This is a genomic window from Actinoplanes couchii (assembly GCF_016862075.1).
Lineage (GTDB): Bacteria > Actinomycetota > Actinomycetes > Mycobacteriales > Micromonosporaceae > Actinoplanes > Actinoplanes couchii.
In genome coordinates this window covers 84,641-105,053 of sequence record NZ_BOMG01000023.1, presented here as the reverse complement: position 1 = coordinate 105,053, position 20,413 = coordinate 84,641, and the positions used below count along the sequence as shown (strand labels likewise).

At 69.3% G+C, this 20,413-nt stretch carries 19 protein-coding genes; 10 read left to right on the top strand and 9 right to left on the bottom strand.

Going from position 1 to position 20,413, the window contains the following annotated elements:
* Positions 1–45: 45 nt before the first annotated feature.
* Positions 46–744: a histidine phosphatase family protein gene (locus Aco03nite_RS05565; protein ID WP_203793660.1), complete on the bottom strand. Its 699-nt coding sequence runs from the start codon at positions 742–744 to the stop codon at positions 46–48.
* Between the two features lie 770 nt (positions 745–1,514).
* On the opposite strand from Aco03nite_RS05565, the gene Aco03nite_RS05560 reads away from it, so the two are divergent.
* Positions 1,515–2,351, top strand: coding sequence for a LysE family transporter (locus Aco03nite_RS05560; RefSeq protein WP_203793659.1), 837 nt, complete (start codon positions 1,515–1,517; stop codon positions 2,349–2,351).
* A gap of 108 nt (positions 2,352–2,459) precedes the next feature.
* Here the strand turns inward: Aco03nite_RS05560 and Aco03nite_RS05555 are convergent, their stop codons facing one another.
* Positions 2,460–3,140 (bottom strand): DNA alkylation repair protein, encoded by a 681-nt coding sequence (locus tag Aco03nite_RS05555; protein ID WP_203793658.1) that lies wholly within the window; start codon positions 3,138–3,140, stop codon positions 2,460–2,462.
* Positions 3,141–3,262: 122 nt separating this feature from the next.
* Between Aco03nite_RS05555 and Aco03nite_RS05550 the strand changes: the two genes are divergently transcribed.
* Entirely contained in the window at positions 3,263–3,934 is a 672-nt protein-coding gene (locus tag Aco03nite_RS05550; protein ID WP_203793657.1) for an acVLRF1 family peptidyl-tRNA hydrolase, read from the top strand.
* Between the two features lie 134 nt (positions 3,935–4,068).
* Here the strand turns inward: Aco03nite_RS05550 and ypfJ are convergent, their stop codons facing one another.
* Positions 4,069–4,974 (bottom strand): KPN_02809 family neutral zinc metallopeptidase, encoded by a 906-nt coding sequence (ypfJ, locus tag Aco03nite_RS05545; RefSeq protein ID WP_203793656.1) that lies wholly within the window; start codon positions 4,972–4,974, stop codon positions 4,069–4,071.
* A 206-nt stretch (positions 4,975–5,180) separates the two neighbouring features.
* Here ypfJ and Aco03nite_RS05540 point away from each other — a divergent pair, with 206 nt between their 5' ends.
* From Aco03nite_RS05540 to Aco03nite_RS05520, 5 genes are all read left to right on the top strand, one after another.
* Positions 5,181–6,785, top strand: a complete 1,605-nt coding sequence (locus Aco03nite_RS05540) for an ABC-F family ATP-binding cassette domain-containing protein (RefSeq protein WP_203793655.1) — start codon at positions 5,181–5,183, stop codon at positions 6,783–6,785.
* Between the two features lie 437 nt (positions 6,786–7,222).
* Positions 7,223–7,450, top strand: coding sequence for a helix-turn-helix domain-containing protein (locus tag Aco03nite_RS05535; RefSeq protein WP_014441759.1), 228 nt, complete (start codon positions 7,223–7,225; stop codon positions 7,448–7,450).
* Positions 7,447–8,238: an enoyl-CoA hydratase/isomerase family protein gene (locus Aco03nite_RS05530; RefSeq protein ID WP_203793654.1), complete on the top strand. Its 792-nt coding sequence runs from the start codon at positions 7,447–7,449 to the stop codon at positions 8,236–8,238. The genes Aco03nite_RS05535 and Aco03nite_RS05530 overlap by 4 nt, the downstream gene beginning before the upstream one ends.
* A 73-nt stretch (positions 8,239–8,311) precedes the next feature.
* Positions 8,312–10,228: an ABC transporter ATP-binding protein gene (locus tag Aco03nite_RS05525; protein WP_203793653.1), complete on the top strand. Its 1,917-nt coding sequence runs from the start codon at positions 8,312–8,314 to the stop codon at positions 10,226–10,228.
* The gene (locus Aco03nite_RS05520) at positions 10,225–10,443 is read left to right on the top strand and encodes a hypothetical protein (protein ID WP_203793652.1); all 219 of its coding nucleotides are present in this window, start codon (positions 10,225–10,227) and stop codon (positions 10,441–10,443) included. Before Aco03nite_RS05525 ends, Aco03nite_RS05520 begins: the two co-directional genes overlap by 4 nt.
* A 579-nt stretch (positions 10,444–11,022) precedes the next feature.
* Here Aco03nite_RS05520 and mug read toward each other — a convergent pair.
* The 4 genes from mug to Aco03nite_RS05500 form a co-directional block, all read right to left on the bottom strand.
* Entirely contained in the window at positions 11,023–11,676 is a 654-nt protein-coding gene (gene mug / locus Aco03nite_RS05515; RefSeq protein WP_203793651.1) for a G/U mismatch-specific DNA glycosylase, read from the bottom strand.
* A gap of 298 nt (positions 11,677–11,974) precedes the next feature.
* The gene (locus Aco03nite_RS05510; protein WP_203793650.1) at positions 11,975–12,736 is read right to left on the bottom strand and encodes an SDR family oxidoreductase; all 762 of its coding nucleotides are present in this window, start codon (positions 12,734–12,736) and stop codon (positions 11,975–11,977) included.
* Positions 12,737–13,226: 490 nt separating this feature from the next.
* Positions 13,227–14,009, bottom strand: coding sequence for an SDR family oxidoreductase (locus Aco03nite_RS05505; protein ID WP_239144934.1), 783 nt, complete (start codon positions 14,007–14,009; stop codon positions 13,227–13,229).
* Positions 14,006–14,581, bottom strand: a complete 576-nt coding sequence (locus Aco03nite_RS05500; protein WP_203793649.1) for a TetR/AcrR family transcriptional regulator — start codon at positions 14,579–14,581, stop codon at positions 14,006–14,008. The genes Aco03nite_RS05505 and Aco03nite_RS05500 overlap by 4 nt, the downstream gene beginning before the upstream one ends.
* 141 nt (positions 14,582–14,722) lie before the next feature.
* On the opposite strand from Aco03nite_RS05500, the gene Aco03nite_RS05495 reads away from it, so the two are divergent.
* Together Aco03nite_RS05495 and Aco03nite_RS05490 are read left to right on the top strand one after the other, a co-directional pair.
* Positions 14,723–15,373, top strand: coding sequence for an HAD family hydrolase (locus Aco03nite_RS05495; protein WP_203793648.1), 651 nt, complete (start codon positions 14,723–14,725; stop codon positions 15,371–15,373).
* A 150-nt stretch (positions 15,374–15,523) separates the two neighbouring features.
* The gene (locus Aco03nite_RS05490) at positions 15,524–16,423 is read left to right on the top strand and encodes a serine protein kinase RIO (protein WP_203793647.1); all 900 of its coding nucleotides are present in this window, start codon (positions 15,524–15,526) and stop codon (positions 16,421–16,423) included.
* A 61-nt stretch (positions 16,424–16,484) separates the two neighbouring features.
* On the opposite strand, the gene Aco03nite_RS05485 is transcribed toward Aco03nite_RS05490, so the two are convergent.
* Positions 16,485–16,730 (bottom strand): DUF2630 family protein, encoded by a 246-nt coding sequence (locus tag Aco03nite_RS05485; protein WP_203793646.1) that lies wholly within the window; start codon positions 16,728–16,730, stop codon positions 16,485–16,487.
* Positions 16,731–16,765: 35 nt separating this feature from the next.
* On the opposite strand from Aco03nite_RS05485, the gene Aco03nite_RS05480 reads away from it, so the two are divergent.
* Positions 16,766–17,356 (top strand): sugar O-acetyltransferase, encoded by a 591-nt coding sequence (locus tag Aco03nite_RS05480; RefSeq protein ID WP_203793645.1) that lies wholly within the window; start codon positions 16,766–16,768, stop codon positions 17,354–17,356.
* An 85-nt stretch (positions 17,357–17,441) separates the two neighbouring features.
* On the opposite strand, the gene acnA is transcribed toward Aco03nite_RS05480, so the two are convergent.
* Positions 17,442–20,228, bottom strand: coding sequence for an aconitate hydratase AcnA (gene acnA, locus Aco03nite_RS05475; protein ID WP_203793644.1), 2,787 nt, complete (start codon positions 20,226–20,228; stop codon positions 17,442–17,444).
* Between the last annotated feature and the right edge of the window lie 185 nt (positions 20,229–20,413).

Sequence of the window (20,413 nt, the reverse complement as noted above, 5' to 3'; positions counted from 1 at the left end):
TTCATCACCGGAAACAGCAAGACAGTCATCGATGCATTACCGCCTTCACGCCGGCGGCAGATGGTCGATCACGTTGTACCTGTCCAATGTGAGCTGTCTGGCCCCGTCCTCTTCCGCCACAAAACGAGAGATCGACGCATTGCGTACGTTGCCCGACTCCCGTTCCACCGCGAGCACGTCGTCCCAGCTCAGCTGCTCCACGACCGCCCGCATCATCAGCACCACCGCGTCGTGGGCGACCACGATCACCCGACGGCCCGGATGATCGGTGTACAGATCGTCCAGAAAGGACTTGAGTCGCACGGCGATGTCCGCGAACGATTCCCCGTTCGGCGGCATGTACTCGAACTCGCCCGCCGCCGCCCGCCGGTCGGCCTCACCCGGGAACCGGGCCTGCACCGCGGCCCGGGTCAGTAACTCCAGATCACCCATCAGTCGATCCACCAGCCGGTCGTCGGTCCGTGGCTCGGGCAGCGCGACGCCCGACGCCTCGGCGGCTATCCGCCAGGTCTCCCGGGCCCGCAGGTACGGCGAGGTGATCACCACTTCCGGTCTGCGATCCTCGGGCAGAGCGCCCAGCCAGCCACCCACCGCGGCGGCCTGTTCCTGCCCCAGCCCGGTGAGCGGAACCTCGGCGTCCCGCCCGCTCACCGCCGCCTCCATCAGCCCTTCCGCATCCGCGGCGGGAAACGCGACGTTGGCCAGGCTCTGCCCGTGCCGGACCAGAATCAGCTCAGCGACCATGATCGGACCCTACCCACCGGACCACCCCCCGGTCACGGTCCGAATTCACCAAGAAGCATCAAGTAACTTCACCAACCGCACGAAACGACCCGTCATTGCATCCGCGGGCCCCTTACGGTCGTGCAAAAGGTCTCCCCACGCCCACCCCAAAGCCCCTCCAACCGCCCCATCTGGCAACTTTGATACCGATTCGTCGTTCGAGTAACTTTTTATTCTGATTAGTCCGTTCCACGCCCAGGTCCTCGTTTAACTCTCCATCGCCGAGCCGAGCCGCGGCTGGCCGAACGGCACGGTCAGATGAACGGCGCGGCGACTGGCGAACCGCGCGGCCGGGTGAACGGCGCGGTCAGATGAACCGCGCGGCGACTGGTGAACGGCGCGGTCGGGTGAACGGCGCGGTCGGGTGAACGGCGCGGTCGGGTGAACGGCGCGGTCGGGCGAGCGGTGCGGTCGGGTGAACGGTGCGGCTGGCGAACGGTGCGGTCGGGTGAACGGCGCTGTAGGTCGCTGGCGTACTGCCGTGCTCAGTGATCCGGGCGATGCGGTGCCCGGGCTCGGTCACCGGGTCGGGGTTCGCGCGGGCGCCTGCACCCACCTGCGATCGGGGGTGTGGGGCTGCGGGAAAACGGGTGGCAGGGGCCTGGCCGGGGCGTCGATGATGGCGAAATGACCGAGAAGAAGTCTTTCCGTGCCGTCCCTGTCGCCGTCGCTGGGCGGGGCGTGCGACAGCAGGCGGCCGTCGACGAAGCGGCGGGTGTCCGGCAGCGGTCATGAGCGGGGCGTTCCTGGCCGGGGTGATCGCCGGCTACGGGATCGCTGTGCCCGTCGGGGGCATCGGGGTGCTCATCGTCGGTCTCAGCGCACGCATCTCGCTGCGGGTGGGTGCGGCAGCCGGCCTCGGGGCGGCCACCGCGGACGGCATCTACGCTCTGGTGGCGGTGGTCGGCGGCGCGGCCGTGGCGAGCACGATCGCCCCGATCGCTGACCCTCTCAAGTGGATCGGAGCAACGATCCTGCTGGCCCTCGCGATCTGGACGGCCTGGGGCGCGATCCGCGGCTCCGAGATCACCGAACGAACCGAACGCCCGACCACACCCACCCGCGCCTACCTGGGCGTGCTCGGCCTGACCCTGCTGAACCCGGCCACCGTGATCTACTTCGCGGCCCTCATCCTGGGCAACGGAGGCACGAGCGGCGACATAGGCGGCGGAGGCATAGGCGTCGGCGACATAAGCGGCGGGGGTGTAGGCGTCGGCGACATAGGCGGCGGTGGTGTAGGTAGCGGCGACATAGGCGGTGGGGGTGTAGGTAGCGGCGGCATCAACGGTGGGGGCATGGGCAGCGATGGCGTAGTCGGTGGGGGCATCGGCAGCGACAGCGGTGGCGGCTCGGACGGGGGTTCGGGTGGAGGTGCCGGTGGCGGCACATCCGGCGCCTGGTTCGTGGCCGGCGCCTTTCTGGCCTCCGCGAGCTGGCAACTGTTCATAGCCGGCGGCGGCTCCCTGATCGGCCGCCTGCTGACCAGCCCCCGCGGCCGCCTGATCACCGCCTTGGTCTCCAGTCTGGTGATAGCGGGCTTCGCCCTGCAGTTGCTCCTCACCGGCTGAGCCGGCCGGTGTCTTCATCGGTATCGGCTGAGCCGGTCGGCGTCTACATCCGTGCTGGTGGTCGACGACTCGGCACTGCCGCAGCGCTCATGGGCATCTCCGTCCAGCTCATAGGTGCTTGGCCGCCTCCCGCCGGGAGAGCGGTGACAACGTGTCGGCATGGGTGGTCAGGAAGGCCCGGATCGCCTCAGGATCGGTCCGCGCGTAGTGGCGCAACGCCCATCCGATCGCCTTGCGGACGAAGAAGTCCGGATGGCCGGCCTGGATCGAGCAGTAGCGGAACAGGCGAGTGGTGTCGGTCTCCGCGCCGTAGAGCAGCTGATGCAGGATCGCCGCCCGGACCAGCCACATGTCCTCCGCCGCCGACCACTCGTCCATCCGGGTGGCCAGCGGCGGATGGCGCCGGACCAGACCCGCCACGACATGGGTGGCCAGCGGATCCACTGTGTCCCACCAGGACTTCGTGGTGATCAGCTCAGCCGCCGTGTCCAGGAGGCCAGGGCCGGGGACCTTGATGTGGGCGGTCAGATAGTCGCAGGCGAACTGCTGGAACTCCCGCTCGTCACGGCCCCAGCACGCCAGCGCCACCGCCCGGAGATCCGCCTCGGTGGGCTTGGGCAGGCCCGCCAGCGCCACTCGGGCCTGAGCCCGGCGGACCGCGCTGGTCAGCCCGAGGAACGGGAACTGATCACGCATGTAGGCAGCGGCCCCGGCCGCCCGCCGAGGATCGCGGGCGGCCTCGAACGCACTGGTGAGACGGTCCATCAGGACCACGGCGAGGTCGCTCATGCCCAGAATCCTGCCACCGCGGTACGACCGGAACGGACCCCCTGTGGATAACCGTGACGACGGCCGGAGCGGGCTGTGGACAACGGGCTGGACCGGGTCCGGCGAGCCGTAGGGTGGGCCTTGTGAACGAGCGAGCAGCAGCGGGGGGTGGCAAATGGGTGGACGTCGCGCCGGAGCGGTTGCCCCGATGGCTGGAGAATTTCGGGAGGCGGCATGGACCGTACCGCGAAGAGGGTTTGATCCTGATCGCCCCGGATGGTGCGACGGCTGAGCTGCGCCTGCCGGCGGGGGTGGAGTCGGCCGGCACCGTGAGCGAGCTGATCGAGCAGGCACGGGCGTCCCGCAGGCTGGGGTTGCTGCTGGCCCGCAAGGGTGCGGTCGCGGTCGGGATCGCCGACGGGGAGAAGCTGGTGGCGTCCAAGGTGGACACGCATTATGTCCAGGGCCGGACGGCAGCGGGCGGCTGGTCGCAGCAGCGGTTCGCGAGGCGGCGGGACAACCAGGCCAAGGCCGCGGCGTCGGACGGGGCCGGGATCGCGGGGCGGATCCTGCTTCCGGAGGTCCGGTCGTTGACCGCGCTGGTGACCGGTGGCGACCGGTCCGCTGTGGACGCGATCCTGTCGGCGCCGCAGTTGAAGGCGGTCGCCGCGTTGCGTACCGAAAGAATGTTGGAAGTGCCCGAGCCCCGTCACGCGGTGCTGGTGTCGGCGGTGTCAGCGGCCCGGGCCGTGCCGATCCTGATCCACGAGCCGGCCGGCGCCGAGGGGCACCGACCGGGAAGCGGGGTCAGCTGACCGCGCAGGGTGCGGGGTCAGCTGACCGCGCAGGGTGCGGGGTCAGCTGACCGCGCAGAGGCCGACCGCGTTGGAAAGCAGGGTCAACCGACCGCGCAGGGGAGCGGGATCAGCTGACCGCGCGGGGTGCGGGGTCAGCTGACGGCTCCGGCCTTGAAGGTGTCGCACTGGGTGGGGTCGCCGGATTCCCAGCCGACGCGGAACCACTTCTGGCGCTGTTCGGAAGTGCCGTGGGTGAACTGTTCCGGGTTCACCTCGCCGCCACCGCGGCCCTGGAGCGCGTCGTCGCCGATCTGGCCGGCGGTCTGGATGCCCTCCTGGATGTCGGCGTCGGTGAGGCTGGTGAAGATCTTGTCGCCGTCCTTGTCGGTGGTGCTCGCCGCGGAGTGGGCCCAGGCGCCGGCGTAACAGTCGGCCTGCAGCTCCAGCTTCACCGACTCCTGGTTGGCCGAGTCGGGGTCGCGCTCCTGACGGCGGCGCATCTCCTCCTCGGTGCCGAGCACGTCCTGGACGTGATGGCCGTACTCGTGGGCCAGCACGTACGGCTGGGCGAACTCGCCCGGAGCGCCGAGCTGCTTCGAGAGCACCTGATAGAAGGTGAGGTCGATGTAAACCTTGTCGTCGGCGGGGCAGTAGAACGGGCCGACCCCGGAGTCGGCGGCCCCGCAGGCGGTGTTGACGTTGCCGGAGAAGAGGTGCGTCTTGGCGGGCTTGTACTGTTCGCCGAACGATTCCGGGAACTGCTTCTGCCAGTAGTTCTGGATCGACGTCACGTAGAGCCCGTTACGGCACTCCAGCACCTGGAGTTTCTGCGCGTCGTCACTGCATTGGGTGAGTGGCTGCCCGGTCGACTCGCCACCACCGCCGCCCAGCGTGTTGATCCCGAAGTAACCGCCGACCACGGCGATGATCAGGGTCACCACGACGCCGGCGATGCCACCACCACCGATCGGCAGGCCGCCTATGCCGCCGCCTCCGCCGGATCCACGGCCGTCCTCGATCTGACTGGTGTCGATGTCGGCGCGTTCGTTGAGTTCCATTCTCGTCCCACCTTCACCACGGGTTGCCGGGCGTGTACCCGATGATCTTGCCGGTTAATCGAGTGGGAGGTCCGAGGGAGGGCCCGGTACTATGGCGGCGTGCTGCTCTGCGAAGGCTGACCTGCCCCGGCGCCGACCGTCAAATCCGATGGCCGGCGCTTTTCTGCGCCCTGAGTCAGCCCGAATCCACGAGAGCGAGAATTCACATGATCACCGCCACCGGACTGGAACTCCGCGCCGGCGCGCGCATCCTGATCTCCCCGACCACCCTGCGGGTGCAGCCGGGCGACCGGATCGGCCTGGTCGGCCGCAACGGCGCGGGCAAGACCACCACGCTGAAGGTGCTGGCCGGCGAGGGCACCCCGTATGCGGGTCAGGTCGAGCGGACGAGTGAGATCGGTTACCTGCCGCAGGACCCGCGGACCGGCGATCTGAACGTGACCGGCCGGGACCGGGTGCTGTCGGCTCGCGGCCTGGACTCGATCCTGGCCGAGATGCAGAAGCTCGAGGTGCAGCTCGAGGAGAGCGCCGACGAGAAACTGATCCGGCGCTACGGCAATCTGGAGGACCAGTTCTCCGCCCTCGGTGGGTACGGCGCCGAGGCCGAGGCCGCCCGGATCTGCGCGAACCTGGGTCTGCCCGAGCGCGCCCTGGCCCAGACGATCGGCACCCTCTCCGGTGGTCAGCGCCGCCGGATCGAGCTGGCCCGGATCCTGTTCGCCAACTCGGGGCAGAACGGCAAGGGCATCCTGCTGCTGGACGAGCCCACCAACCACCTCGACCATGACTCGATCGCCTGGCTGCGCGGTTACATGGCGCAGCACAAGGGCGGCCTCATCGTGATCAGTCACGATGTCGAGCTGCTGGACGCCGCGGTCAACAAGGTGTGGTACCTGGACGCCAACCGGTCGGTTGTCGACATGTACAACATGGGCTGGAAGACGTACCTGGAGGCGCGGGAGACCGACGAGCGCCGCCGCCGTCGCGAGCGGGCCAACGCGGAGAAGAAGGCCGGTGCTCTGATGGCGCAGGCCGACAAGATGCGGGCCAAGGCCACCAAGACGGTCGCCGCGCAGAACATGGCACGCCGCGCCGAGAAGCTGCTCGACGGCCTGGACGAGGTGCGCACCTCGGACAAGGTGGCGAAGGTCCGGTTCCCGAGTCCCGCTCCGTGCGGCAAGACCCCGCTGACCGCGACGGGCCTTTCCAAGTCGTACGGCTCGCTGGAGATCTTCACCGATGTGAGCGTCGCGGTGGACCGTGGTTCCCGCGTGGCGATCCTGGGGCTGAACGGCGCCGGCAAGACGACGCTGCTGCGGATGCTGGGCGGCCTGCTCGAATCGGACACCGGTGAGGTGCGGGCCGGGCACGGGCTGCGGCTGGGCTACTACGCCCAGGAGCACGAGACGCTGGACGTGGACCGGACGATCCTGGAGCACATGCGCAGCGCCGGCTCCGAGCAGACCGACACCGAGCTGCGGAAGATCCTGGGCGCGTTCCTCTTCTCCGGCGACGACGTGGACAAGCCGGCCGGGGTGCTCTCCGGCGGTGAGAAGACCCGGCTGGCCCTGGCCACTCTGGTCTGTTCGGGCGCGAACGTGCTGCTGCTGGACGAGCCGACGAACAACCTCGACCCGGTCAGCCGCGAGCAGGTGCTCGACGCCATCGCCAACTACCCGGGCGCGATCGTGCTGGTCAGCCACGACGCGGGGTGTGTGCAGGCGCTGAAGCCGGACCGCGCGATCCTGCTGCCGGACGGCGACGAGGACGCCTGGAGCGACGACATGCTGGAGCTCGTCGAGCTGGCCTAGGCTCCGGCGTGGCGCGAGCGCGCCGCTGAAAACGCCCGATCATCGTCGATCCCCAGTTGTCAACTGGTGCCCACACAGACAGTGCGATGTTCGGGCGTTTGGGAACAGGTCGGGCACTCGGCCTTCGGTGAGCCGCAAGGTCGAGTGTCACGCCACGGAGCGATCACAGCACTCTCCGGAGCGATCGAGGGCCTCCCCTCGATCGAGTGTTTTCGCAGGTGATCGATGGTCTTGGGCGGTGGCCCACCGGACCGGAAATGCGCGCGGAGTGGCTGCCGGCAAACTGTCTGACATTGATGCCCGTGGTAACCGTCAAGTTCCTGACAGTAATAAATGGGCACGTTCGCGGGGGCTAGATACCTGGCGCATGATCGTTCGAGACGGTGTAATAGGTGGGACCGTATCTGACCGCACTGTCTGCGACGTGAGGATTCAAGATGGCAGCCACTGGCACAGCTACCAGTACTGAGAAGGGTCGTCGAATCGTCGGTAGCGAGCGACAGTCGCTCGCCAAGGACCTGGTGAAGCGTTACACCTCCGGCGAGAGCATCCGCGCTCTCGCCGCCTCCACCGGGCGTTCCTACGGATTCGTGCACCGTGTGCTCACCGAGTCGGGCGTGCAGTTGCGCCAGCGTGGTGGTGCCCGCCGCCGCAAGAAGGCGTGACGGCCGGCAACGCCGGGCCGGGCAGGACCGACGAGGTAGGCGTTCGCTATGAACAGGACGGGCCGGTAGCGACGGTGACGTTGTGCCGGCCCGACGTTCTCAATGCCCAGACACCTCCGATGTGGACTGAGCTGGGCAACATTTCCCGGAAATTGCCGGGAGACGTACGGGTCGTCATTGTCCGGGCCGAGGGGCGCGCGTTTTCCGCCGGCCTGGATCTGTCGGTGGCGAAGGGCGACGGCGATTCTTCGCTGGCCCGGTTGGCACAGTTGTCCGCGGCCGAGTGTGCCGATCGGATAGCCGGGTTCCAGACCGCGTTCACGTGGCTGCGCAGTCCGTCCTTTGTGACGATTGCCGCAGTGCAAGGACACGCGATCGGTGCCGGGTTCCAGCTCGCGCTGAACTGTGACATGCGGGTCCTCGCCGACGACGCGAAGTTCTCCATGGCCGAGGTCACTCTCGGACTGGTGCCCGACCTGGGCGGCACGAAACGGCTCACCGAACTGGTCGGCCCGTCCCGTGCACTGGAGATCTGCGTCACCGGGCGGCGGATAACCGCCGAGGAGGCGGACCGGATCGGCCTGGCGACGGCCGTGGTACCCCGGGCCGAACTCGACCCGGCGGTGGCCGATCTGGCCGCCGCGGTGCTGGCCGCGGAACGTGGCGCGGTCGCCGAGATCAAGGCCCTGCTCCAGGGTGCGCCCCTGCGGTCGTACGCGGAGCAGGACCGGGCCGAGCGCGAGGCCCAGACACGGCGTCTCAGCGACCTGCTGGGCTCCGGGGAGTAGATCACCTCCCGGGATTGTCATACCCACGTGGCAGGCTTCGGTTCTGCCAGTCGAATGACGCCCGGGAGGTGACATGTCCAGCTGGACGGTGCTGCGCTCGATCCAGAACGCGGATCGTGTCAACCGGCACCAGGTGCGCCAGGGCACCATGGGCCGGATCATCCGCTTCGCCGTGCCGTACCGCCGCGACATCGCCGTCTTCCTGCTGACCGTGGTCCTCGCGGCCGGCATCGGGGTGGCCACGCCGCTGCTCGCCGGCCAGGTGATCAACACGATCACCGGTTCCGGCCCCGGCGCGGCCACCACCGTCGTGCGGTTGGCGCTGGTGATCGCCGGGCTGGCGGTCGCCGACGCGCTGCTGTCCCTGGCCCAGAGGTGGTATTCGGCGCGCATCGGCGAGGGCATCATCCTCAACCTGCGGACCAGGGTCTTCGACCACGTGCAGCGCATGCCGTTGCAGTTCTTCGCCCGCACCCAGACCGGCGCCCTGGTCAGCCGGCTCAACAACGACGTCGTCGGCGCCCAGCGGGCCTTCACGTCGACCCTCTCCGGCGTGCTCAGCAACGTCATCCAGCTGGTGCTCACCGCCGCGGTGATGTTCACCCTGTCCTGGCCGATCACCGCGTTGTCGCTGCTCCTGCTGCCGGCGTTCATCGTGCCCGCCCGCCGGGTGGGCAAACGGCTCGCCGAGATCACCCGCGAGTCGTACGACCTGGACGCCCGGATGAACGCGACGATGACCGAGCGGTTCAACGTCTCCGGCGCGCTGCTGGTCAAACTCTTCGGCCGGCCGGACAGTGAGGCGGCCCGCTTCGGCGACCGGGCGTCCCGGGTCCGCGACATCGGCGTCCAGCAGGCGATGTATTCGCGCACCTTCTTCGTCGCGATGCTGCTGGTGGCGTCCCTGGCGCAGGCCCTGACCTACGGGCTGGGCGGCTGGCTGGCCGTCACCGGCGACGTCTCGGCCGGCACCGTCGTGACCCTGGCCCTGCTGCTCACCCGTCTCTACGGCCCGCTGACCGCCCTCAGCAACGTCCGGGTCGACGTGATGAGCGCGCTGGTCTCCTTCGACCGGGTCTTCGAAGTCCTCGATCTGCGGCCGGGCATCACCGAAAAACCCGGAGCGACACCCATTCCCGCCGGTACGGGCCGGGTCGAGTTCCGTGACGTGCGGTTCCGCTACCCCAGCGCCGATCAGGTCTCGCTCGCCACCCTGGAGGACGTCACCACCCTCGACCGCACGGAGAACCCGGAGGTCCTGTCCGGCATCGACTTCACCGTCGAGCCGGGGCGGATGGTCGCCCTGGTCGGGCCGTCCGGCGCGGGCAAGTCGACACTGTCGATGCTGCTCTCCCGGGTCTACGACGTCACCGGCGGCGCGGTCCTGATCGGCGGCGTCGACGTCCGGGACGCCACCGTCGACTCGCTGCGCGACACCATCGGCGTCGTCACCCAGGACTCCCACCTCTTCCACGAGACGATCAAGGACAATTTGCGGTACGCGCGGCCGGGAGCGACCGAGGAACAGATGTGGTCGGCCCTGACCGGCGCCCGGATCGCAGCCCTGGTGCGCGCACTGCCGGACGGGCTCGACACGATGGTGGGGGAGCGCGGGCACCGGTTCTCCGGCGGGGAGAAACAGCGGCTCGCGATCGCCCGGGTGCTGCTGAAACAGCCGTCGATCGTGATCCTCGACGAGGCCACCGCCCACCTGGACAGCGAGTCCGAGGCGGCCGTGCAGCGGGCCCTCACCGAGGCGCTGCGGGGCCGCACCGCGCTGGTCATCGCGCACCGGCTCTCCACGATCCGGGACGCCGACGAGATCCTGGTGCTCGACCAGGGGCGCATCGTCGAGCGCGGCCGGCACGAGGAGCTGGTGGCGGCCGGCGGCCTCTACGCCGATCTGTACCGGACACAGTTCGCCGCCGCGATTCCGTACCCACCACGGTCCTCCGACGTGCCGGTGCCCGCGGTTACCCTCGACCCATGACGGGTTTCCTGGTCTTCGGGGTCGTCTTCGGCGTGATGCTGTGGGCGTTCGCCCGGTTCGCCCGGTGGGCGAAACACAAAGGCATCGGCGGCGGCATCATGGGCCCGATCGACGAGGCCTGGCACCCGTCCGCCGACCGTTTCCGCAGAGAGACCACCATCCACGAACAGCGGGTGCTCCCACCCCGCCCCGGCGACGACCGTTACCGCCCATGACAACCGCCACCGCCCATGGCGACCGTTACAGCCTATGACAACCGTTACATCCCATGAAAACCGTTATCGACCATGGTGACTGCTTCTGCCCTTGGTAACCGTTGCCGCCCATGACGATCCACAGTCGACCGCAACCGCCCACGACAATCCATAGTCGACCGACGCTGACCACACACCTCAGGGGCCGCCCACTTCGACATCGAGGACAGCTCCCGCTGCGCCTCCGCCCTCGCCCGTCGCCGTCGGCGACGCGGTCCGCTCGCCGTCCACACCCTCACCCCGCCGGAGACGGCCCACCTCGAAGGTTCCGTGACACGGTGTCGCCTCGTTGCGGGGCGGCTGGGGTGAGCGATCGGGTCAGACCCCGGCGGGAGGTGCTCACCACAGTCATCTCTGTCAGTCGGGGGCGGTTGCTGCTTGGCGGAGGGCGGGGAACTCGGTGTCAGCCGGGGTGGTTGCTGCTTGGCGCGGGGTGGCGGACTCGGTGTCGGCCGCGGGTGGTTGTTGTTTCCCACGGGGCGGCGGACTCGGTGTCAATCGGGGGTGGTTGTTGTTTCCCGCGGGGTGAGGGACTCGGTGTCAATCGGGGGTGGTTGCTGCTTCGCGCAGGGCGGTGAATTCGGTGATCAGGGCTGGTAGCTGGAAGTGGGCGTTCAGGCCGCTGGGGTTCGGCAGGACCCAGACCGGAACTCCGGCGATGGTCTCCTGCTGGCGGCCCATTTTGGCCTTCGGGCGGTGGAAGGCCGCGCGGTAGGCGGTCACACCGAGCACCGCCAGGAAGCGAGGGCGGAGCCGGGCGACCCGGTCGGTCAGTCGGGCGCCGCCCGTGACGAACTCGTCGGGGGAGAGTTCGTCGGCCCGGGCGGTGGCCCGCGACACCACGTTCGTGATGCCGAGACCGAGAGCGGGCAGTAGATGCTGCTCGGACGGGTGCAGCAGCCGGTCGGTGAACCCGGCCCCGTGCAGCGCCGGCCAGAACCGGTTGCCCGGCCGGGCGAAATGATGCCCGGTCGCCGCCGAGTAGAGGCTCGGATTGATCCCGGAGAACAACACCAGCAGATCCGGCCCGGCGACATCGGCAATGGTCTGCCCGGCCGCCGCCGCCATCGTCTCGGCGGTGGGCCGCCCCACCGCCAACGCCCGGGCGCCGGGCCGCCCCACCGTCGGCGTCCGGGCGCCGGGCCGCCCCACCGTCGCCGCCGCCCGGGTGCTGGGCCGCTTCACACTCACCATCGTCTTGGCACCTGGCCGTCCCACCGCGGCCGGATCGACCACGAGCGAGGGAGAGGGCGACCCGTTCGGCGGCCCAGGCTGGGGAAGATCGGAGCCGGTCGGTGGTCCGGGCTGGGGGAGGTGGGCGGCGGCCGGCGGTTCGGGCCGGGAAGGAGTGATGGTTGGCGGTTCGGGCTGGAGAGGAGTGGTGGTTGGCGGTTCGGGCTGGGGAGGGGTGGTGGTTGGCGGTTCGGGCCGGGGAGGGGTGGTGGCTGTGGGTGCGTCTGGCTGGGGTGGGGTGTTGGGGGATGGCATCGGGTCAGAGGGCTCGCATGGAACCGCCGTCTACCGGGATGGCTGTTCCTGTCACGTAGCCGGCCGCGGGGGAGAGCAGGAACGCGGCTGTGCGGCCGAACTCCGCGGGGTCACCGATGCGGCGTAGGGGGATGGCGGCGGCTACCGCCTCCTCTGCCGCGGTGGGGTCGGGGGTGGCCTCGAACAGTTCGCGGCTTCGGTCGGTCATGAAACGGCCGGGGAGGATGCTCAGGACGCGGATGTCGCGGGTGCCGAACTCGTCCGCCATGTCCTTCGCCACCATCGCCAGACCGGGGCGGAGGCCGTTGGACAGGCCCAGGCCGGCCAGCGGGGCGCGCACCGACGTCGACAGGACCAGGGCGATCGCTCCGCCGTTCGGCAGGGCGCCGGCGAACGTGCGGGCGGCCCGGACCGAACCCAGGAACACCGTCTCGAACGCGTTCGTCCACTGGTCGTCGGTCATGCTCGCGGCGGTGCCGGGCGGCGGGCCGCCCACCGAGATGAGCGCGCCGTCCAGGCGGCCGAAACTCTCCTGGGCGGTGTGCACCAGCTGACGGGGTGTACTCGGATCGGACAGGTCGGCGGTGACCCCGGCCGCCCGGTCGGGGCCGCCCAGCGCCTCCACCGCCTCGGCCACCCGGCCGGCGTCCCGCGACGAGATCACCACCCGGGCGCCGTCGCCGACGAGGGCCTGCGCGGTGGCGAACCCGAGCCCGCGGGACGCTCCGGTGAGGATGAAGACACGATCAGTGAGTCCGAGATCCATGCTCAAAAACTAACCCAGCCGCATCCGCCGGGGCGGCTGGGAGGTGGAAGGGGCGAGGTGAGCCGGGCGGCGGGAAGGTGGAAGGGAAGAAGTAGGCCGGGCGGCGGGGAGTTGGAAGGGGCGAGGTGAGCCGGGCGGCGGGGAGGTGGAAGGGAAGAAATAGGCCGGGCGGCGGGGAGGAGGGAGGAAAGAGGTGCGGCGGGCGGCCGGCGGGTGAAAGGGAAAAGGGCAGGGCGGGCGGCAGGTAGGTGGCATGCCAGGAAGGCGGAAGGGTCGGCGGGACGGCCGAACAGGGCGAGGGCGTGGGGCACGGGCCGGGAAGGTGGGAGCGGGTGAAGGGGGTCAGGGCGGGCGGCAGGCAGGTGGGACGCCAGAAAGGCGGAAGGGTCGGGGCGGGGCGGCCGAGAAGGGCAAGGGCGTGGGAAGGCGGAGCAGGAAGGCGGGCCGGGAAGGTGGAGCGGGAATGCGGAGCGGGTGGAAGAGGGTGGGGCTAGGCGAGGACGTGGCCGCCGTTTACCGCTATTCGTTCGCCTGTGATGAAACTGGACTGTGGGGACGCCAGGAAAGCGACCACGTCGGCCACCTCCGGTGGGGTGCCCATCCGGGACAGGGGGACGTCCCGGCGGTACGCCTCCACGGCTGCCGGGTCGGTGCCGGCGTGGCGTTCGACCGGGATCCAGCCGGGGGCCACCAGGTTCACCGTGATGCCCAGCGGGCCCAGCTCGCGCGCCCACGTGCGGGTCAGCGACAACTGGGCGGCCTTCGCGGCGGAGTAGGCGGACATCCCGGGTGCGGACCGTTCGGGCAGGTCGGAGCCGATGTGGATGATCCGGCCACCGCCCAGCCCGCGCATGTCGGGCACCACGGCCTGCATCAGCAGAGTGGGGCTCTTGACGAAGAACAGCAGCTGATCCAGGTGGTCCTGCCAGGACAGATCCAGCGCCTGCCGTACGGGCTGAGGACCTGTCGCGTTGGGGACGAGCACGCCGACGGGGCCCAGCTCCGACCGTACGGCCGCAATCATGGTGTTGATCTGGGTCTCGTCGGTGGCGTCGGCGCGGAACGCGGCGGCCGTCCCGCCTGCCGCGCGGATCTCCGCGACGACACGGTCGGCACCGTCGGGATCGGGCAGGTAGTTGACCGCGACCGGGCGGCCATCGGCGGCGAGACGGCGGGCGATGGCCGCGCCCAGGCCCCGGGACGCGCCGGTGACCAGCGCGGACCCGGGCAGGTCAGCGGCGCGCCGCCCCTGCTCCTGCACCTCGGTGATCAACGGCGGACGGCATCCTCGACCACGTCCAGGACGGCGGACAGCTCGCCGGCCGGGCGGCCGGTGGCCAGATGCAGGACCAGACCGTCGTACGCCAGCTCCAGGAACTGGGTCAGCACCTCGACCGGGACGTCGTCGCGGAGCACCCCGGCCTCACGCTGGCGCTGGAGACGGTCGCGGGTGGCGTCGGCGATGGCGGCGGAGCGCTGCGCCCACCGGGTGGCGAAGGCCGCGTCGGTACGCCTCCGGTGCGCCACCTCCAGCTGGGTGCCGAGCCATCCGGCGGTGTCACCCTCGCTGTTCCCGGCGCGTGCGAGCAGGTCACGCATCACCTGGACGAGACCGTTGCGGGCGACCGTCTCGGCCATGCTGGCGGCGTCGTCCTCGGCCACGGCCAGGAACAGGTGCTCCTTGTCGCGGAAATGGTGGAAAATCGCGCCACGGGACATGCCGGTGGCCTCTTCGAGCCGGCGGACCGTGGCGCCGCCGTAACCGAAGCGGGCGAAACAGTTGCGGGCCGCGCTGAGGATCTCGTGGCGGCGCGCTTCCAACTGGTCCTGACTCACCCTGGGCACGCCGCTGATCGTTTCACGGCCGCGGAGCGCCTTGCAAGCCGTACGTACGGCTTCCAACCACGATCGGATGACGCGAATCCCGACTATTTCCGGGCGCTCCTGGACTGGTTGCCGAAGTGAACGCTCACGTAAAGTGCGCGCGTGCCTCTAGTCTTCCTCTCCCTGGACGACACCCTGCTCGATCGCAGCGGTGCGTTCCGGTTGTGGGCCAAGGGGTTCCTCGACGAGATCGCCGCCCCGCAGCACGACCTGGAGTGGCTGGTCTCGGTCGACGCCGACGGTCTGACCTCCCGCTGGGACCTGGCCGACCTGATCCGCGACCGCTACCGGCTGCGCGTGCCGACGATCGATCTCGTCGACGAGTTGCGCAACGGCCCACAGAGTTTCGAACGCCTCGACCCGATGGTGAGTTGCGCCCTGGAGATCGCCGCCGACGCCGGGCTGGTGCCGCTGGTGGTGACGAACGGGCCGACCGAGCTGCAGGAGTCCCGGATCCGGCGGACCGGGCTGGAACGGTACGTCGCGGACTGGGCGATCTCCGAGGAGTGCGGGGTCAGCAAACCGAACCCGCGGATCTTCGCGATGGCCGCCCAGCGGGTCCGGATGCGGCTGGCCGGCTCGTGGGTGGTCGGCGACAGCCCGGAGGCGGACATCGGCGGCGCGGCGGCCCTCGGACTGCCCAGCGTGTGGCTGCACCGGGGGCGGCGCTGGGTGGACAACCGGTTCGCCCCGACGCACGTGGCCGGCAATGTGATCCAGGCCATCTCGGCGATCATGGCGACCCGCGGATAAATCGGTTGCGTGGCCTCGCGGCGATCAGCGAGAGTGTCCGCGTTGTCGAAACGACCCGACGAGAGAGAAGGGGGTGGACCTCATGGCCGTCTTTGTGATGCCTGCTGTCCCCGCTTCCCCGAAAGCTTCTTTCTCCGAGGAGATCCTCCAGTGCGAGAGCACTCCGTGCGCCGTGGGCGCCGTAAGTTCGACGACGACGAGACCGACTTCCTGAAGATCAGCCGGCTGGAGCCGGCTCTGCAGGAGGACCCGGACCTGCCCGAGGAGGGCGATCGCTGGTCCACCTGGGACGGTGCGCTGCACGGTCCCGAGCCCCGGCCCGACTGGGTCCGCACCGAGCACGGCGCGGTCGACACCGAGCTGGGCATGCTCAAAACCGGTAAGGAAGCCGACGTCTTCCTGGTCCGGCGTTACCTTCCCGGCACCGGTCAGGTCAGCATGCTGGCCGCCAAACGGTACCGGGACGGCGATCACCGCCTCTTCCACCGGGACGCCGGCTATCTCGAGGGCCGCCGGGTGCGCCGGTCCCGGGAGATGCGGGCGATGACCAACCGCACCACGTTCGGCAAGCAGATGATCGCCGGGCAGTGGTCGGCCGCCGAGTTCGACGCCCTCGGCCGACTGTGGCAGATCGGGCAGGAGGGCGGGCAGGTCTGCGTGCCCTACCCGGTGCAGCTCATCGGCACCGAGGTGATGATGGAGTTCATCGGCGACTGGGAGACCGGCGAGGCCGCGCCCCGTCTCGCCCAGGTGCGGGCCGATCCCGATCAGCTCGCCGACCTGTGGCGGCAGATGACCGAGGCGCTGTCGGTGCTGGCCCGGGCGCAGGTGGCGCACGGTGACCTGTCGCCGTACAACACGATGGTCCACGACGGCCGTCTGGTGATGATCGACCTGCCGCAGATCATCGATGTGATCGCCAATCCGCGCGGCGGCGAGTTCATCGCCCGGGACGTTCGCAATGTCGCCGGCTGGTTCCGGCAGCGCGGCTTGCCGGTCGATGAGGACGAACTGATCAACCGGCTGTGGTACGAGGCCGGCCTCCAGTGAGAGTGCGACGCCCGCGACCCGGACCGCGACCGCCTCGACCGAGGCGGCCGCGGCCGAGACCTCAGTTGAGGTAGTGCTCCACCTCGTCGACGCTGCGGGCCTGCTCGGCGTCGGGATCGTTCCCGACGTCGCGGGCCGCGCGGCGCCGGCGCAGCAGATCCCAGCACTGGTCGAGGGACTCCTCGAGTTCCTTCAGGCGGGTGTGCTCGTCGTCGGAGGAGATCTCGCCGGCGCTCAACTGGCGGCGGAGCGTGTGCTCCTCGTCGACCAGTTCGCTGATCCGGCCCAGCACTGTCTTGTCATCCATGACCGAAGCCTAACGAAGAGGGTTAATGTCGGCCGGTGACGCTTGAGGCTCAGCGGGAGCACATTCTTTCCGGCCGGATGTACAACGACCTGACCGGCGAACTCGTCGAGGCGAGGCAGCGGACCGTGCTGCTGACCGACGAGTACAACCGGAGTTTCGGGCAGCCCCAGGAGGTGCGGGAGGAGATCCTGCGGCGGCTGCTGCAGAAAGTCGGGCGGGACTGTCATTTCGAGCCGACGTTCCGGTGTGAGTTCGGGTTCAACATCAGTGTGGGGGACGCGTTCTACGCCAACTTCGACTGCGTGCTGCTCGACGGCGGTGGGATCAGCATCGGGGACAACGTGCTGTTCGGGCCTCGGGTCGGGATCTACACGTCGAACCATGCCATCGACGCGGCCGAGCGGGTGGCCGGTGGGTGTTACGCCAAGCCGGTGACGATCGGGGACCGGGTGTGGGTGGGTGGCGGCGTGACCATCAACCCGGGCGTGACCATCGGCAGCGACTCGATCATCGGGTCGGGGAGCGTGGTGACCAGGGCGGTTCCGGCGGGAGTGATCGCGGTGGGGAATCCGGCCCGGGTGTTGCGCGAGATCACCGAGGGCGACAAGTCCGGATTTGTGCCATGAAAAGGCGTACCGAGGCCGGAATTTGATCTTGAATGGAAAGAGGCCCGCCTCCAGGACGGAAGCGGGCCTCTCAACAAGCGGTGGATCAGCTGCGGAGCATCTTGCGCAGGACGTACTGCAGGATGCCGCCGTTGCGGTAGTAGTCGGCCTCGCCCGGGGTGTCGATGCGGACCACGGCGTCGAACTCGATGCCGGTGTCCGTGGTGACCTTGACCGTGCTCGGCGTCTTGCCGTCGTTGAGCTCGGTGACACCGGCGAACGAGAACGTCTCGGTGCCGGTCAGGCCCAGCGACTCGGCGTTCTGCCCCTGCGGGAACTGCAGCGGGAGCACGCCCATGCCGATCAGGTTGGAGCGGTGGATGCGCTCGTAGCTCTCGGCGATGACGGCGCGGACCCCGAGGAGCATGGTGCCCTTGGCCGCCCAGTCCCGCGACGAACCGGAGCCGTACTCCTTGCCGGCCAGGATCACCAGCGGGATGCCGGCCTCCTGGTACTGCACCGACGCGTCGAAGATGGTCGACTGCTCGCCGGTCAGGTGGTTCAGCGTGAAGCCACCCTCGACGTCGGTCAGCAGCTGGTTGCGCAGTCGGATGTTCGCGAAGGTGCCGCGGATCATGACCTCGTGGTTGCCGCGGCGCGAGCCGTAGCTGTTGAACTCGTGGCGCGGCACGCCGTGCTCGGCCAGGTACTTACCGGCGGGCGAGTCCGGCTTGATCGAGCTGGCCGGGGAGATGTGGTCGGTGGTGACCGAGTCGCCCAGCTTGGCCAGCACGCGGGCGCCGGCGATGTCGGTCACCGGGCTCGGGTCGGCCTGCATGCCCTCGAAGTACGGGGGCTTGCGGACGTAGGTGGACTCGCCGTCCCAGGCGAACGTGTCACCGGTCGGGGTGGGCAGCGACTGCCACTGCTCGTCACCGGCGAAGACGTCCTGGTACGCGGCGGAGAAGCCCTCGGCGCCGATCGCCTGCGCGATGGTCTCCTCGACCTCCTGCGGCGTTGGCCAGATCTCGTTGAGGAAGACCGGCTTGCCGTCCGACCCGGTGCCGAGCGGCTCGGTGGTGATGTCGATGTCCATCGAGCCGGCCAGCGCGTACGCCACGACCAGCGGCGGGGACGCCAGGTAGTTCATCTTGACGTCCGGGTTGATCCGGCCCTCGAAGTTCCGGTTGCCGGAGAGGACGCTGACCGCGGTCAGGTCGTTCTCGTTGATGGCGGCCGAGACCTCCTCGGGCAGCGGGCCCGAGTTGCCGATGCAGGTGGTGCAGCCGTAGCCGACCAGGTTGAAACCGATCTTGTCCAGGTACGGGGTGAGGCCCGACCGGTCGTAGTAGTCGGAGACGACCTTGGAGCCCGGGGCCAGGGTGGTCTTGACCCACGGCTTGCGGGTCAGGCCACGCTCGACGGCCTTCTTCGCGAGCAGGGCGGCACCGATCATGACCTGCGGGTTCGAGGTGTTGGTGCAGGACGTGATGGCGGCGATCACGACCGCGCCGTGGTCCAGCTCGTACTCGACACCGTCGTCGCCCTTGACCCGGGTGGGCTTGGACGTGCGGCCGGTGGCGCCCAGGGCGGCACTGAAGACGTGCGGCTTGTCGGCCTCGTCCTCGACACCGTTGGCCGGCGCGTCACTGGCCGGGAACGACTCCTCGCTGGCCTCGTCGGCGTGACCGTGCGGGGCGGCGTAGGTCGGCAGCGCGTCGCGCCACATCGACTTCGCGGCGTTCAGCGGCACGCGGTCCTGCGGGCGCTTCGGGCCGGCCAGCGACGGGACGATCGTCGACAGGTCGAGCTCCAGCTTCTCGCTGAAGTCCGGCTCGGCGTTCGGGTCGAGCCAGAGGCCCTGCCGCTTCGCGTACGCCTCGACCAGGGCGACCTGCTGCTCGGAGCGGCCGGTGAGCTTGAGGTACTCGATGGTCTGCTCGTCGATCGGGAACATCGCGGCGGTCGAGCCGTACTCCGGCGACATGTTGCCGATGGTGGCCCGGTTGGCCAGCGGCACGGCGCTGACGCCGGGGCCGTAGAACTCGACGAACTTGCTGACCACACCGTGCTTGCGCAGCATCTCGGTGATGGTCAGCACCAGGTCGGTGGCGGTGGTGCCGGCCGGGGCCTCGCCGGACAGCTTGAAGCCGACGACCCGCGGGATCAGCATGGAGACCGGCTGGCCCAGCATGGCGGCCTCGGCCTCGATGCCGCCGACACCCCAGCCCAGCACGCCCAGGCCGTTGACCATGGTGGTGTGCGAGTCGGTGCCGACGACGGTGTCCGGGTACGCCTGGCCGTTGCGCTCCATGATGGTACGGGCCAGGTACTCGATGTTGACCTGGTGCACGATGCCGGTGCCGGGCGGGACGACCTTGAACTCGTTGAACGCGGTCTGACCCCAGCGCAGGAACTGGTAGCGCTCGCGGTTGCGCTGGTACTCCAGCTCCACGTTGCGCTGGAAGGCGTCCTCACGGCCGAACAGGTCGGCGATGACGGAGTGGTCGATGACCATCTCGGCGGGGGAGAGCGGGTTGACCTTGGTGGGGTCACCGCCCAGCTCCTTGACGGCCTCACGCATGGTGGCCAGGTCGACCACGCAGGGGACGCCGGTGAAGTCCTGCATCAGCACCCGTGCCGGGGTGAACTGAATCTCGACGTTCGGCTGAGCGTCCTTGTCCCATTGACCCAGCGCGTTGATGTGGTCGGCGGTGATGTTCGCGCCGTCCTCGGTCCGCAGCAGGTTCTCCAGGAGGATCTTCAAGGAGTAGGGCAGACGCTCGTGCCCCTTCACCTTGTCGATCGTGAAAATCTCGTAGCTCGCGTCTCCGACGCGCAGCTCGCTCTTCGCACCAAAGGTGTCGAGGCTGGCCACCGTCTTCTCCTTCACACCCAGCGACTGGAATTCAAAGTCTTTCGCACCGAAAGGGGGACCTGTAGGTTAGGTATGCCTAACTCTCGGTTGCGCGTCTTCGCTAAACCGTACGTCCGTCTTGCTATGGCTGGCAAACGCTATGGCTGGCAAACCTAGACCAGTGGCAAGGCGGGTTCCTTGCGCCGATCCTCCCAGCCGGA